The 13,851-nt window shown below is 55.1% G+C and carries 11 protein-coding genes and 4 tRNA genes; 10 read left to right on the top strand and 5 right to left on the bottom strand.

Translation table 11 applies throughout. The features are described from left to right. Positions 1 to 4 precede the first annotated feature (4 nt). The 10 genes from rffA (at position 5) to M987_RS04915 (ending at position 7,699) form a co-directional block, all read left to right on the top strand. On the top strand, positions 5 to 1,135 hold the full coding sequence (gene rffA, locus M987_RS04960; protein WP_014072290.1) for a dTDP-4-amino-4,6-dideoxygalactose transaminase: 1,131 nt from the start codon (positions 5 to 7) through the stop codon (positions 1,133 to 1,135). 1 nt (position 1,136) lies between these two features. After that, positions 1,137 to 2,387: a lipid III flippase WzxE gene (gene wzxE / locus M987_RS04955; protein ID WP_014072289.1), complete on the top strand. Its 1,251-nt coding sequence runs from the start codon at positions 1,137 to 1,139 to the stop codon at positions 2,385 to 2,387. Beyond that, on the top strand, positions 2,384 to 3,463 hold the full coding sequence (locus M987_RS04950; protein ID WP_014072288.1) for a TDP-N-acetylfucosamine:lipid II N-acetylfucosaminyltransferase: 1,080 nt from the start codon (positions 2,384 to 2,386) through the stop codon (positions 3,461 to 3,463). The genes wzxE and M987_RS04950 overlap by 4 nt, the downstream gene beginning before the upstream one ends. Then, entirely contained in the window at positions 3,460 to 4,812 is a 1,353-nt protein-coding gene (gene wzyE / locus M987_RS04945) for an ECA oligosaccharide polymerase (RefSeq protein WP_014072287.1), read from the top strand. The genes M987_RS04950 and wzyE overlap by 4 nt, the downstream gene beginning before the upstream one ends. A gap of 11 nt (positions 4,813 to 4,823) precedes the next feature. Continuing rightward, positions 4,824 to 5,564 (top strand): lipopolysaccharide N-acetylmannosaminouronosyltransferase, encoded by a 741-nt coding sequence (gene wecG / locus M987_RS04940; protein ID WP_014072286.1) that lies wholly within the window; start codon positions 4,824 to 4,826, stop codon positions 5,562 to 5,564. 196 nt (positions 5,565 to 5,760) lie between these two features. Continuing rightward, complete coding sequence (gene thrP, locus M987_RS04935; RefSeq protein WP_014072285.1) at positions 5,761 to 7,146, top strand: bifunctional threonine/serine APC transporter ThrP; 1,386 nt, start codon at positions 5,761 to 5,763, stop codon at positions 7,144 to 7,146. Between the two features lie 102 nt (positions 7,147 to 7,248). Continuing rightward, positions 7,249 to 7,325, top strand: a tRNA-Arg gene (locus M987_RS04930). 68 nt (positions 7,326 to 7,393) lie between these two features. Beyond that, positions 7,394 to 7,469, top strand: a tRNA-His gene (locus tag M987_RS04925). Positions 7,470 to 7,490: 21 nt separating this feature from the next. Continuing rightward, positions 7,491 to 7,576 (top strand) — tRNA-Leu (locus M987_RS04920). 46 nt (positions 7,577 to 7,622) lie between these two features. After that, positions 7,623 to 7,699 (top strand) — tRNA-Pro (locus tag M987_RS04915). Between the two features lie 504 nt (positions 7,700 to 8,203). Here the strand turns inward: M987_RS04915 and M987_RS04910 are convergent. The 5 genes from M987_RS04910 to hemC all read right to left on the bottom strand — a co-directional run bounded on the left by M987_RS04910 (position 8,204) and on the right by hemC (position 13,691). After that, a complete protein-coding gene (locus tag M987_RS04910; RefSeq protein ID WP_014072284.1) occupies positions 8,204 to 9,415 on the bottom strand; it encodes an MFS transporter in 1,212 nt (403 codons plus the stop codon). Positions 9,416 to 9,586: 171 nt separating this feature from the next. Continuing rightward, entirely contained in the window at positions 9,587 to 10,786 is a 1,200-nt protein-coding gene (gene hemY, locus M987_RS04905) for a protoheme IX biogenesis protein HemY (RefSeq protein ID WP_014072283.1), read from the bottom strand. A 2-nt stretch (positions 10,787 to 10,788) separates the two neighbouring features. Beyond that, on the bottom strand, positions 10,789 to 11,991 hold the full coding sequence (hemX, locus tag M987_RS04900) for a uroporphyrinogen-III C-methyltransferase (RefSeq protein WP_014072282.1): 1,203 nt from the start codon (positions 11,989 to 11,991) through the stop codon (positions 10,789 to 10,791). Between the two features lie 21 nt (positions 11,992 to 12,012). Continuing rightward, on the bottom strand, positions 12,013 to 12,753 hold the full coding sequence (gene hemD, locus M987_RS04895) for a uroporphyrinogen-III synthase (protein ID WP_014072281.1): 741 nt from the start codon (positions 12,751 to 12,753) through the stop codon (positions 12,013 to 12,015). Beyond that, complete coding sequence (gene hemC, locus M987_RS04890) at positions 12,750 to 13,691, bottom strand: hydroxymethylbilane synthase (protein WP_041162156.1); 942 nt, start codon at positions 13,689 to 13,691, stop codon at positions 12,750 to 12,752. The genes hemD and hemC overlap by 4 nt, the downstream gene beginning before the upstream one ends. Positions 13,692 to 13,851: the final 160 nt, after the last annotated feature.

Below are 13,851 nucleotides of genomic sequence, written 5' to 3'. Positions count from 1 at the left end.
CAAGATGATTCCATTTAACGCGCCTCCCGTAGTGGGAACCGAACTCGACTATATGCAGTCTGCCATGGGCAGCGGCAAACTTTGCGGTGATGGCGGTTTTACCCGTCGCTGCCAGCAGTGGATGGAACAACGTTTTCACAGTGCTAAAGTCCTGCTGACCCCATCCTGCACGGCTTCGCTGGAAATGGCCGCGCTGTTGCTGGATATCCAGCCTGGCGACGAAGTGATCATGCCGAGCTACACCTTTGTTTCCACGGCCAACGCGTTTGTGCTGCGCGGAGCCAAAATTGTGTTTGTGGATATCCGCCCGGATACCATGAACATCGACGAAACGCTGATTGAAGAGGCGATCACCGAGAAAACGCGGGCGATTGTCCCGGTTCACTATGCGGGTGTGGCCTGTGAAATGGACACCATCATGGCGATTGCCAAAAAGCATAACCTGTTCGTGGTGGAAGATGCCGCACAGGGTGTGATGTCCACCTACAAAGGCCGTGCGCTCGGGACGATTGGCCATATCGGCTGTTTTAGTTTCCACGAAACCAAGAACTACACCGCGGGCGGTGAAGGCGGCGCGACGTTGATTAACGACCGCGCGCTGGTCGAGCGTGCTGAGGTTATCCGCGAAAAAGGCACCAACCGTAGCCAGTTCTTCCGCGGCCAGGTGGACAAATACACCTGGCGCGATATTGGGTCCAGCTACCTGATGGCGGACTTACAGGCGGCATACCTGTGGGCACAGCTGGAAGCCGCAGAGCGCATTAACCAGCAGCGTCTGACGCTGTGGCAAACCTACTATGATGCGCTGGAGCCGCTGGCAAAAGCCGGACGTATTGAGCTGCCGACCATTCCGGCTGACTGCGTCCACAACGCCCATATGTTCTACATCAAGCTGCGCGATAACAATGACCGCGGCCAGCTGATTGCGTGGCTCAAAGAAGCTGAAATTATGGCGGTATTCCATTACATTCCGCTGCACAGCAGCCCGGCTGGTGAAGCCTTCGGGGTGTTTGCCGGTGAAGACCGTTATACTACGCAGGAAAGTGAGCGTTTGCTTCGCCTGCCACTGTTCTACAACCTCGCGCCGGTTAACCAGCGTACGGTGATTAATACCCTCCTGAGTTATTTCGGCTGATATGTCTCTGGCAAAAGCATCGGTGTGGACCGCCGCGTCCACACTTGTAAAAATTGGCGCCGGATTACTGGTCGTCAAGCTGCTGGCCGTGTCATTTGGCCCTTCAGGTGTTGGGCTGGCGGGGAATTTTCGTCAGCTGGTCACGGTACTTGGCGTTCTGGCTGGTGCCGGAATTTTCAACGGCGTGACCAAATTTGTCGCGCAGCATCATGATGATGCGGAAAAACTGCGTTCTGTGGTGGGAACCTCATCAGCGATGGTGCTGGGCTTTTCTACGCTGTTGGCCGTTGTCTTCCTGCTGGCTTCAGCGCCCATCAGCCAGGGGCTGTTTGGCCATGCCGACTATCAGGGGTTGGTGCGGCTGGTTGCGCTGGTGCAGATGGGGATTGCCTGGGCAAACCTGCTGCTGGCGCTGATGAAAGGTTTTCGCGACGCCGCCGGCAACGCGCTGGCGCTGATCCTCGGCAGCATCATTGGGGTGATTGCCTACTACTTTTGTTTTCTTCTGGGCGGTTATGAAGGGGCTCTGTTAGGCCTGGCGCTGGTTCCGGCGCTGGTTGTGGTGCCGGCCGCGTTTATGCTGATGCGTCGGGGGACTATTCCGCTGCACTACCTCAAGCCGCAGTGGGACAAGGCGCTGGCGGGGCAGCTCGGGAAATTTACCCTGATGGCGCTCATCACTTCGGTAACCATTCCAGTGGCTTACGTGATGATGCGAAACCTGCTGGCCGCGCATTACAGCTGGGATGAAGTGGGGATTTGGCAGGGCGTGAGCAGCATTTCTGATGCCTACCTCCAATTTATAACGGCTTCCTTTAGCGTCTGGTTGCTGCCAACCTTATCGCGCCTGACCGAAAGAAAAGAGATTACGCGTGAGATAATCCGCTCCCTGCGTTTTGTGCTTCCTGCTGTTGCGGTTGCCAGTTTTACCGTCTGGCTGTTGCGTGATGTTGCCATCTGGCTGCTGTTCTCAGCGAAGTTCACCGCTATGCGCGACCTGTTTGCCTGGCAGCTGGTGGGCGATGTATTGAAAGTAGGTGCTTACGTATTCGGCTATCTGGTGATAGCAAAAGCCTCGCTGCGGTTGTATATCCTGGCGGAGATTAGCCAATTTACGCTACTCACTGCGTTCTCTCACTGGCTGATCCCTGCGCACGGCGCTCTGGGGGCGGCACAGGCCTATATGGCAACTTACATTGTTTATTTCGCTGCCTGTTGCGGCGTATTTTTACTTTGGCGTAAACGCGCATGACTGCACTGATTCACATTCTGGGATCGGACATCCCACACCATAACCAGACCGTTCTACGGTTTTTCAATGATGAGCTGGCATCCGGCAACACGGATGCGCGCGAGTTTATGGTTGCAGGCCAGGAGAATGGCCTGAGCGCGGCTTACCCGGCGCTAAACGTGACCTTCTGGCCGGATAAGACCGCGCTGGCAAAAGCGGTTGTAGCCAGAGCAAAAACCAACCGCGAACAACGGTTCTTTTTCCACGGTCAGTTCAACACCGGCCTGTGGCTGGCGCTGTTAAGCGGTGGGATTAAACCCTCTCAGTGCAGCTGGCATATCTGGGGCGCGGATCTGTATGAAGTGTCCCGTGGCTGGAAATTCCGTCTCTTCTATCCGCTAAGAAGGATGGCGCAGGGGCGCGTGGGCTGTGTTTTTGCCACCCGAGGCGACCTCAGTTACTTTGCCCGACTGCATCCGAACGTGCGGGGGGAGCTGCTCTATTTCCCGACCCGGATGAACCCGGCGCTAAACAACATGGCAAATGATGTCGCGCGGGAAGGCAAACTGACGATTCTGGTGGGCAACTCCGGCGATCGCAGTAACGAACATGTCGCGGCCCTGAAGGCGATACATCGCCAGTTTGGCGATACGGTGAATGTCATTGTGCCGATGGGTTATCCGGCGAATAATCACGCGTATATCGACGAAGTACGTCAGCAGGGGCTGGCACTGTTTAGTGCGCAGAACCTGCAAATTCTCAGTGATAAGCTGGAATTTGATGACTACCTCGCGCTGTTGCGCCGGTGCGACCTGGGGTATTTTATCTTTGCCCGCCAGCAGGGGATCGGCACGTTGTGCCTGCTTATTCAGGCTGGTATTCCGTGCGTGCTTAATCGCGAAAACCCGTTCTGGCAGGATATGGCCGCGCAGCATCTGCCGGTGCTGTTTACCTCAGACACGCTGACCGTGGATGTGGTGCGTGAAGCGCAGCGTCAGCTGGCGCTGGTGGACAAAAATACCATCGACTTTTTCAGCCCGAATTACCTCACGCCGTGGCATCGCGCACTGCGTATCGCTTCAGGAGACAATGCATGAGCCAGTTGCAATTTAGCGGCTTGTTGGTGATTTGGCTTCTGAGCGCCTTATTTATTGCCACGCTGACCTGGTTTGAATTCCGGCGCGTGCGCTTTAATTTCAACGTCTTTTTCTCGCTGCTGTTCCTGCTGACCTTTTACTTTGGTTTCCCGCTGACCAGTATTTTGGTTTTCCGGTTTGACGTGAGTGTCGCCCCGCCGGAGATCCTGATGCAGGCATTACTGTCGGCAACCTGTTTCTACGCGGTTTACTACGTCACGTATAAGACCCGACTGCGGTCAGCAAAAGAGACTGCGCCACGCCGGGCGCTCTTTACCATGAACCGGGTAGAGACGCATCTGACATGGGTGATGCTGATGACCATTGCTCTGGTGAGTGTGGGCATCTTCTTTATGCATAACGGTTTTCTGCTGTTTAAGTTGCAGTCCTACAGCCAGATATTTTCCGCAGAAGTCTCAGGCGTGGCACTTAAGCGCTTCTTCTACTTCTTCATCCCGGCGATGCTGGTGGTCTTTTTCCTGCGTCAGGACAGCAAAGCCTGGCTGTTTTTCCTGGTCAGTACTGTCGCGTTTGGCGTGCTGACCTACATGATTGTTGGCGGTACGCGCGCCAACATCATCATCGCGTTCGCCATCTTCCTGTTCATCGGCATCATTCGCGGCTGGATCTCTTTATGGATGCTGGTGGCGGCAGGGGTGTTTGGCATCGTGGGGATGTTCTGGCTGGCGCTCAAACGCTACGGGATGAACGTGGCCGGCGATGAGGCGTTTTACACCTTCCTGTACCTCACGCGCGATACCTTCTCGCCGTGGGAAAACCTGGCGCTGTTGCTGCAAAACTACGACAAGATTGATTTCCAGGGTCTGGCGCCGATTGTGCGTGATTTCTACGTCTTTATTCCGACGTGGCTGTGGCCTGACCGCCCAGGTATTGTGCTGAATACGGCGAACTACTTCACCTGGGAAGTCCTCAACAACCACTCAGGGCTGGCAATTTCACCTACGCTGATTGGTTCGCTGGTGGTGATGGGCGGGACATGGTTTATCCTGCCGGGCGCGGTGGTGGTCGGGTTAATCATTAAGTGGTTTGACTGGCTTTACCAGCGCGGCAATGAAGAGACTAATCGCTACAAAGCAGCAATATTGCACAGTTTCTGTTTTGGGGCCATTTTCAATATGATCGTTCTGGCGCGCGAAGGTCTGGATTCGTTCGTGTCGCGCGTGGTTTTCTTCATGGTAATTTTCGGCGTCTGCCTGCTGCTGGCAAAACTGTTGTACTGGTTATTTGACAGTGCGGGGCTTGTGCATAAACGCGAGCCACGCGGTAGCAGAACGCTTTCGCAAGTCTGAGTAAGGATGTTATGACTGACACGACTTCCGCGCCGCTTTACGCGTTGCGCGGCATACAGCTTATCGGCTGGCGTGATATGCAACACGCGCTGGATTATCTGTTCTCCGAAGGGCAGATGAAATCGGGCACGCTGGTGGCCATCAACGCAGAAAAGATGCTGGCGATAGAAGATAACGCTGAAGTGAAAAGCCTGATAGAAGCCGCAGAGTTTAAATACGCCGACGGTATCAGCGTGGTGCGTTCTGTCCGGAAAAAATACCCGGGTGCGCAGGTTTCTCGTGTCGCAGGCGCAGACCTGTGGGAAGCCCTGATGGCGCGTGCTGGGGCTGAAGGCACGCCCGTATTCCTGATAGGCGGTAAGCCGGACGTGCTGGCACAGACGGAACAGAAACTGCGTGGCCAGTGGAATGTGAATATCGTTGGCAGCCAGGACGGGTATTTCAAACCGGAAGACCGGCAGGCGCTGTTTGAGCGCGTGCGCGACAGCGGCGCGAAAATAGTGACGGTGGCTATGGGGTCTCCGCGCCAGGAGATCCTGATGCGTGATTGCCGTCTGGTGTGCCCGAATGCGCTCTACATGGGCGTGGGCGGCACTTACGATGTCTTTACCGGCCATGTTAAGCGTGCACCAAAGGTGTGGCAGCGCCTGGGGCTGGAGTGGCTGTATCGCCTGTTATCTCAGCCTACACGTATCAAACGGCAGATTCGTTTGCTGCGCTATCTCACCTGGCACTACACCGGAAAAATGTAATCAAAATGTAGCGCGATATGCTATTCGCGCTGCAACTCCCCTGCAAAACTGCTGCGTATCTGTGCAATACATTCATTTTTTTAATGCATCGTTTGCCATTTAGCAGAATTTAAGAAACCATTCCCCCGCATATTTCAGTACCCCAAAAAAATAAAACCGGTAAAAGCCGGGAAACAGCAAACACAACCGAGGATTTATGGCAGAGAAAAAACCTGAGCTTCAGCGTGGGCTGGAGGCTCGACATATCGAATTGATAGCGCTGGGCGGCACTATCGGCGTTGGCCTGTTTATGGGCTCCGCAAGTACGCTCAAATGGGCTGGCCCGTCTGTATTACTGGCGTATATCATCGCCGGGCTGTTCGTCTTCTTCATCATGCGTTCGATGGGCGAAATGCTTTTCCTGGAGCCGGTGACCGGTTCATTCGCCGTTTACGCGCACCGCTATATGAGCCCGTTCTTTGGCTACCTGACCGCCTGGTCGTACTGGTTTATGTGGATGGCCGTTGGCATCTCGGAAATCACCGCGATCGGGGTCTACGTGCAGTTCTGGTTCCCGGATATGGTCCAGTGGATACCCGCGCTTATCGCCGTGGGGTTAGTGGCGCTGGCCAACCTTGCCGCCGTGCGTCTGTACGGTGAGATTGAATTCTGGTTCGCGATGATCAAAGTCACCACCATCATTGTGATGATTGTGGTCGGCCTGGGCGTGATCTTCTTCGGTATTGGCAACGGCGGACACGCCATCGGCTTTGGTAACCTGACCGAGAACGGCGGCTTCTTCGCGGGTGGCTGGAAGGGCTTCCTGACCGCGCTGTGTATCGTCGTGGCCTCTTATCAGGGTGTTGAACTGATTGGTATCACCGCCGGCGAAGCGAAAAACCCGCAGGTTACATTGCGCAGTGCGGTAGGCAAGGTACTGTGGCGCATCCTGATTTTCTATGTGGGCGCGATCTTCGTCATCGTAACCATCTTCCCGTGGAATGAAATCGGTACGACCGGTAGCCCGTTTGTTTTAACCTTTGCGAAGATTGGTATCACGGCGGCGGCAGGGATCATCAACTTTGTGGTCCTGACGGCTGCGCTGTCCGGTTGTAACAGCGGAATGTACAGCTGCGGCCGTATGTTGTATGCACTTTCCAAAAACAACCAGCTGCCAGCGGCAATGGGGAAAGTGTCCCGTGCAGGCGTTCCGGTTGCGGGCGTGGCGGTATCGATTGTGATCCTGCTGATTGGTTCATGCCTGAACTACATCATCCCGAATCCACAGCGCGTGTTTGTCTACGTGTATAGCGCCAGCGTGTTGCCGGGGATGATCCCGTGGTTTGTGATCCTGATTAGCCAGCTGCGTTTCCGTCAGGCACACAAAAAGGCGATTGCCAGCCATCCGTTCCGCTCCATTCTGTTCCCGTGGGCGAACTATTTAACGATGGCGTTCCTGATTTGCGTTTTAATCGGTATGTACTTTAATGACGATACCCGCATGTCGCTGTTTGTCGGGATGATCTTCCTGGCCGCCGTGACCGCAGGGTACAAGTTGTTTGGCCTTGGCCGCCGTGCCTCCACGCAGAAAGTGGAGGAATAAGCGGCAAAGTGTGCAAAGCATAACCAAACGCGCATTTTTTTAAAAAAAGCACTAGACAGCGGGGACGGAGGTACGTAATATCCAGCCCCGCAACGGCGCTAAGCGCCCGTAGCTCAGCTGGATAGAGCGCTGCCCTCCGGAGGCAGAGGTCTCAGGTTCGAATCCTGTCGGGCGCGCCATTTTGTCCCGGCGCTAGAGCTGCGGTGGTCTGAGAAGTAGTCAGTACCGCGTGAAAGTATTATCAGTGGTGGCTATAGCTCAGTTGGTAGAGCCCTGGATTGTGATTCCAGTTGTCGTGGGTTCGAATCCCATTAGCCACCCCATTATTTGAAGAGTTGTGAATTGCGAAGGTGGCGGAATTGGTAGACGCGCTAGCTTCAGGTGTTAGTGTCCTTAGGATGTGGGGGTTCGAGTCCCCCCCCTCGCACCACGACTTTTAAAATGAATTGAACTAAAAATTCAAAAAAGCAGTACATCGGCGAGTAGCGCAGCTTGGTAGCGCAACTGGTTTGGGACCAGTGGGTCGGAGGTTCGAATCCTCTCTCGCCGACCAATTTTGAACCCCGCTTCGGCGGGGTTTTTTGTTTTCTGTCGTTCCTCACTGCTGTTGTCATTCCCCGACAACGCCCGGTATCTTTGTCGTGATTCAGCGACACCTAATTCACTGAAAAATAAACGTTTAGCCTTCTGGCGCTATTGCTGTCGCTTCCAGGCAACACTTTGATCGCTTTGCCTGTGCTTTCTGGGGCACAACCGTTGCCAGAATAACGAAAAAGCCTTTTATTTTAAAATGTTGCGCGGGATAACACTCTCTGGTGCAACTCTGGCATGTAACGTGCAATAATATACGTGTAGATGCTCATTCCATCTCTTATGTTCGCCTTAGTGCCTCATAAACTCCGGAATGACGCAGAGCCGTTTACGGTGCTTATCGTCCACAGACAGATGTCGCTTCGGCCTCATCAAACACCATGGACATAACGTTGAGTGAAGCACCAATATGTTGTCTTACAGACCTGTTTTAACGCCTGCTTTTTAGCAGGCGTTTTTTTATGCCTTATTCCCGGAAACGCGCCATGATGAGGGCAACCAGCAGCAGCGCACTGGCAGAGACCACATACAGTGTCTGAATTGCGCCAAGCGATATCGTTGCCAGAGCGGCAATACCGGTAAAGAGTGAGGCGCTGATCGTCTGCCATCGCCAGGCTTTACCGCTGGCTGAAGCGATCTGCATGGCATGAAAGCTACTCAGTACCCCAAACGTTCCCGCCGCAAAGACAATGTTTGATGCCAGATGGGCGATAAAGACCATCCCCAGTGCCACCACCGCGCCCCCTGATACAAACGGTATCACGCCATATGCCAGCAGAAATACGCTCATGCAAATCAGCAGCAGGCGGTTTTTCGCCGCGTATCGCGCCAGGCTGTCTTTCTTAAGCAGCATAGGGCCGCACAGCTGGCCCAGGCTTCTGGCGAAGAGCAGGGGCAGGGCGAGGCTGGCTGCATCGGCAGGTTGGATCTGCTGCACCAGGGCCGGAAGCAGCGCCATAGCAGGCGAGCCTACGGCCGCCAGCGCGGGTAACAGCAGCAGGCTACGCTTTTGCCGTACCGTGAGATGCTGCCAGCGTAACGTGACGGACGGTTGCTCATCAGCGGGTTTCGGTGTTGCCCGGGAGATAAACGCCTTTCCTGCCAGAAACAACATCAGTATCGAACCCAGAAAGCTCGCTGCATCTATTACCAGTAACGGCTGAACGGGGATCCGCTGAAACAGCACCACACCCAGCCCTGTCCCTAACAGTACCTGAGAGGCAAAAATCACATTCTCAAGGCAGGTGGCCGCGGGGAGTTCATGTTCTGTCAGCCCACGTTTGAACAATAAGGTCAGTGCCGGCCAGCTCATTCCGCTCAGGAGCGCTTCCGCGGATTGCACGGCAAGTAACGCCGGAATGCTGTGGTAATGCACGCCAAGCATAGGGAAGAGCAGGGCGATTAACCCCAGCAGCTCCGTCAGCACCAGCAAACCGATCGGTGAAAAGCGCAGGCATAATCTTTCGCCGATCAGGCTGCCGATAAACCCGGGTACGGTGGCAAAGAAATAGGCGAGGGTTAACAGGGCGGCGGGTGCCTGCCACTGCAACAGCAGGCCAAACACCACAACCTGCGTTAATCCATTGCCCAGTGAAGTAAAGATAAAGGCGCAGGCCAGCAAGCGAAGCCAGCGGTGGCTGCGCAGCGCTTCAACAAGCGCATACAAAAGCGAGTTCATGAAGACATTCCTTTCAAAAACGATTTAGTCCACGCAGCAATCAGCGCGTGTATGAAAAAAGGTTAATGAAAAGATGTCGTTACATTGGCGGGTTCATTTCCGGGTGATGTTGGATTGAATGTAGCAGGTGATGAGCGATAAAAAAAGGAGGCCGACTGGCCTCCTGTTTTGTTACTGCTGATTTGCATTATTTTGCAAGGTTAGCAGTAGCCCGTCGCGGCGCATGGCTGCCGCCTCTTCCGGCTTGTGGAGCTTGTCCAGCGTATCGGCAAGCCAGGCGTAGTCAAACGCGTCAGGACGCTGTTTTAGCGCTGCACGGAAAGCGAGGCTCGCCTCCTGCCATTCGCCGTGTTTCATCAGCGACTGACCCAGCGTGCTCCATAACAGCGGGCGGTCACCCACGGTTTTGATCTGCTGGCGTAACACTTTTTCCAGCTGCTCCGGGTTGTTGGTTTTCAGGCGTGGGATCACCATCACCAGACGGTCGTCGTACTGGCGTTTCAGGCCGTCGAGGAGGATCTCCTGGGCGGTGTCATGATCGTCACACTCAATCAGATGTTCAGCCATCGCCACTTGCAGCGGGATCTGCTGGCGTGTTTTACGGCTCTGGTTCTTCCACCAGGTTTTCAGACCATCGCTGCCCAGATCGGCACGCGCCTGATCCATCAGCCCAATCCATGCCAGGCGCTGAAGTTCGTCACGGTGTTCGTCATCGCCCACCTCTGCCTTCGCCATCGATGGGATGATATCCAGCAGCGAGCCCCATGCACCGGTACGGATATAGGCCTGCTCGGCAAGACGCAGCACTTCCGGGTGACGCGGGGTGATTTCCAGCAGACGGTCGATGCCATGACGTGCTGCGTGATTTTCATTACGCGCAAGTTGCAGACGAACGCGGGTGATTTCAACCGGGATCTGATCGTTTGAAGCCAGCTCGGAAGCACGTTCAAGATGCTGATTCGCACGGGCTTCATCACCACGCTGCTGCGCCGCTTCTGCCGCCAACAAGTAGTTCACCACCGGCTGCTCTGCATGATCGGCATTTTTCGACATCAGCTTTTCAACCTGCTGATAGTCACCTTCGGCGAGTTTAAGCAGCGCCTGTTCAGTCTGCTTGCGGGCGCGACGGCGTTTACGACCGACAAACCAGCCGCGGGTATGCGCGCCGGTACGGAAAATGCGGCGCAGAATCCATTCAATGGCGAACAGCACGACAACCGCGAGGATCAGGATGATCACCAGGCCGGTCACGCTGGTTTCGATGTTGTAGTTATCGGTCTGGATCAGGACATAACCCTGATGCCCTGCAAGCATTGGCCCCAGGACGATCCCGGCGATCAACAGTAAGAAGAGTAATAACACTTTCAACATGATTACTCTCCCTGTGGCGCGTTTTCAGGTGCTGGCGCTGCCGGTGCAGCAGCAGGAGCTTCGGCGTTAGGCTCCGCCGGAACGCCTGGCTGTGCCAGCAAGTTACGTACACGTGTTTGCATCAGCTTTTCCAGAATTGGCTGGCTGGCCAGCTTATCCGGGACATTCATGGTGATGTTCTGCTGGCTCAGCTTGTCGATATCTTCGAGGAATGCCTGGGTGGTGGCATCATCGGTGTTGTAGTAAGCGCGTACCCAGGTAGAGACATTATCCAGCGCCTGTTTGTACGTCTCTTCCTGATGACGCGGAACCGCCTGTGCGGCAACCAGCAGACGAGAGCGAATGTTCTCGCGCAAATAGACGTCCTGGTTCGGCGCTAACAACGGTACGGCGGTTTCATCGCGACGACGGATGGTAATAAAGCTGTCCATAAAGTTCTGCCAGCTTTTTTGCAGGTTCACGCGCCATTCGCCCAGCGAACTGGAAAGCTCGGTACCGTCGGAATCCATCGGGGAGTCGTCGTCGTTGTTATCCGCCAGTTGCAGGTTATCAATCTGGTTGGAGAGCTGATTGACCTTGAGAATAATGCCGTCGTAGTCGACCTGAGAAACGGCAGACAGGCTGGCGATATCTTCGGTAATGGCACGACGTGCGGTGATAAGGCTCGGGTCGTTCATGTCGGCAAGGCTTGCATCGGCGCTTTTCAACAGCGCGGCGGCGGTGGTGACATCCTGATCGCTCCAGAGCTTACGCCCGGCCAGTTTCACCAGGAAATCGGCCTGAGAAAGCAGCCAGGTTTTGGCATCAGTACCGGAAATGGTGGCGACTTTTTGCTGCACTTCACTCAGCTGTTTGGTCAGCTCTTCTTGCTTGCTGTTGGCTTCGGAAAGTGCAGTCGCCTGCTGTTTGATAGTGCTTTCCAGCTCATCTTTTTGCGTTTCCTGCGCTTTTTGCAGGGCAGTGAGCTGATTAACCAGCGCATCGCTGGTGGCCGTCTGGTTGGTGCCTTGTTGTTTCACCAGACCATACAGGCCAACACCGGCGGCCAGGGCAATGGCGATGGCAATCGCGCTTAGCACCAGGCTGGTTTTGTTGCTGCCGTTTTTCTTCTCAACGGTTTTCTCAGTCGTTTCTGACTGTGGTGTGGTATCCACAGTCTCCCTGGTCTCTTCAACCACGGCGGAGGATTTTTCGTGTTCCGTCATTATGGCTTCCCATTATGAGAGTTATTGTAATGCGCGCAGCAGCGCATCGTTGTCGGCGTTATCAGCGATCCGAATATCTTGCCAGCCCAGTTCCCGGGCGTGGTTCGCCAGACGCTCACTGACGACCAGAAGCCGACAGCGGAGTAACCAGTTTTCACGATACCAAAGCGGAATCAGCGACCAGAGCTGTTGCAGCATTTCACCACTGGTGACCACCAGGGTATCGACGCCGCGCATGTGCCAACGCATCGCTTCTTCCGCGCCATCATAATTTTTTGCATTGCGCTGATAGCATTCGCAGAACGTGACGTCAGCACCACGTTCACTTAAGGTTTCGCCAAGCAATTCGCGCCCGCCGTTACCGCGTAAAATGAGCGCGCGCTTTCCGGCAATAGTTTGTAATTCAGGTAATTGTAGCAAGACTTCGCTAATTTCCCGATCTAACGGATAGCGAATATCTATTCCACTTACGGTATGCAGGGCCAGTGCGGTGGTGCGCCCAATCGCGAAATAGCGCGGAGCGGTGGGCCAGTGCGATCCGGCCTGTTGCAACTGGGCATGGGCAAACTCCACGGCATGTTGCGACAGGGCAAAAAGCAGATCGCCTTCCTGCAAGGTATTCATCTGGTCGGCGAGCGCAGGCAGCTCCCGACCGGGGGAGAATTCAATCAACGGAAAACTCCAGGCCACCTGCCCCAGTGTGCGCAGACGGCTCACTAATTGTTCTCCTGCGGGAGAAGGGCGGGTGACAAGAATACTCATGCAGGGGGTTCTCCGTTATATACGTCCGCCAGAATTTCACGGGCGCCGTTATTGAGCAACTCTTCCGCCAGCGAAACGCCAAGCTGTTCGGCATCTTGCGGCTTACCGCGACGTTCGCCGCGAACCATCTGTGAGCCATCCGGTGCGCCAACCAGCGCGCGCAGCCACAGCTCGCCATCGGTTAATTCAGCATAGCTGCCAATTGGCACCTGACAGCCGCCTTCAAGACGGGTGTTCATGGCGCGCTCGGCTTTGACACGAATTGCGGTGTCGTCATGATTCAGCGGCGCGAGCAGCTCGCGGGTACGCGCATCATCCAGACGGCACTCAATACCGACTGCACCCTGGCCGACTGCCGGCAGCGACAGTTCTGGCGGCAGCGCAACGCGGACGCGCGATTCCAGCCCCAGACGCTTCAGCCCCGCCACGGCCAGAATAATCGCATCGTATTCGCCGTTATCCAGCTTACTCAGGCGTGTGCCCACGTTGCCGCGAAGCGAGCGAATCACCAGATCCGGGCGGCGTTCTGCCAACTGACACTGGCGACGTAAACTTGACGTGCCAACCACGCTGCCCTGTGGCAACGCATCGAGCGAATCGTAGTGGTTTGAAACAAATGCGTCGCGCGGATCTTCGCGCTCGCAGATGGTCACCAGCCCTAAACCTTCCGGGAACTCAACGGGCACATCTTTCATCGAATGTACGGCGATATCGGCGCGGTTATCAAGCAATGCCAGTTCCAGCTCTTTGACAAATAAGCCTTTTCCGCCCACTTTTGCCAGCGGCGTATCAAGAATGATGTCACCGCGCGTTACCATTGGCACCAGCTCGACGCGCAAACCAGAATGGCAGGCTTCAAGGCGCTGCTTAACATATTGTGCCTGCCAGAGCGCAAGGGGGCTTTGGCGTGTGGCAATTCTCAAAACATTGTCTAACATGCTTGTTACCGTCATTATCAACCGTTGACCATCCTAACATTGTTGTCTCTGTGATGGCAGTTTTACGGTAGATGATGCAGAGAGGGACAGGGCGGCGTTATCGTCACCCGCCGCCGTATTCAGGAATTTACACGTACAGATTGATGCTACACTTTGTATG

The organism is Enterobacter soli ATCC BAA-2102, from assembly GCF_001654845.1.
Classification (GTDB): Bacteria; Pseudomonadota; Gammaproteobacteria; order Enterobacterales; family Enterobacteriaceae; genus Enterobacter; species Enterobacter soli.
The sequence above is the reverse complement of the archived record's forward strand: the minus strand, read 5'-3'. Positions and strand labels throughout refer to the sequence as shown.

Bases quoted from the DNA above. Each gene is read 5' to 3' on its own strand.
- M987_RS04950 (WP_014072288.1), top strand. From the start codon at position 2,384: ATGACTGCACTGATTCACATTCTGGGATCGGACATCCCACACCATAAC.
- thrP (WP_014072285.1), top strand. From the start codon at position 5,761: ATGGCAGAGAAAAAACCTGAGCTTCAGCGTGGGCTGGAGGCTCGACAT.
- wzyE (WP_014072287.1), top strand. From the start codon at position 3,460: ATGAGCCAGTTGCAATTTAGCGGCTTGTTGGTGATTTGGCTTCTGAGC.
- hemX (WP_014072282.1), bottom strand. From the start codon at position 11,991: ATGACGGAACACGAAAAATCCTCCGCCGTGGTTGAAGAGACCAGGGAG.
- wecG (WP_014072286.1), top strand. From the start codon at position 4,824: ATGACTGACACGACTTCCGCGCCGCTTTACGCGTTGCGCGGCATACAG.
- wzxE (WP_014072289.1), top strand. From the start codon at position 1,137: ATGTCTCTGGCAAAAGCATCGGTGTGGACCGCCGCGTCCACACTTGTA.
- hemC (WP_041162156.1), bottom strand. From the start codon at position 13,691: ATGTTAGACAATGTTTTGAGAATTGCCACACGCCAAAGCCCCCTTGCG.
- M987_RS04910 (WP_014072284.1), bottom strand. From the start codon at position 9,415: ATGAACTCGCTTTTGTATGCGCTTGTTGAAGCGCTGCGCAGCCACCGC.
- hemY (WP_014072283.1), bottom strand. From the start codon at position 10,786: ATGTTGAAAGTGTTATTACTCTTCTTACTGTTGATCGCCGGGATCGTC.
- rffA (WP_014072290.1), top strand. From the start codon at position 5: ATGATTCCATTTAACGCGCCTCCCGTAGTGGGAACCGAACTCGACTAT.
- hemD (WP_014072281.1), bottom strand. From the start codon at position 12,753: ATGAGTATTCTTGTCACCCGCCCTTCTCCCGCAGGAGAACAATTAGTG.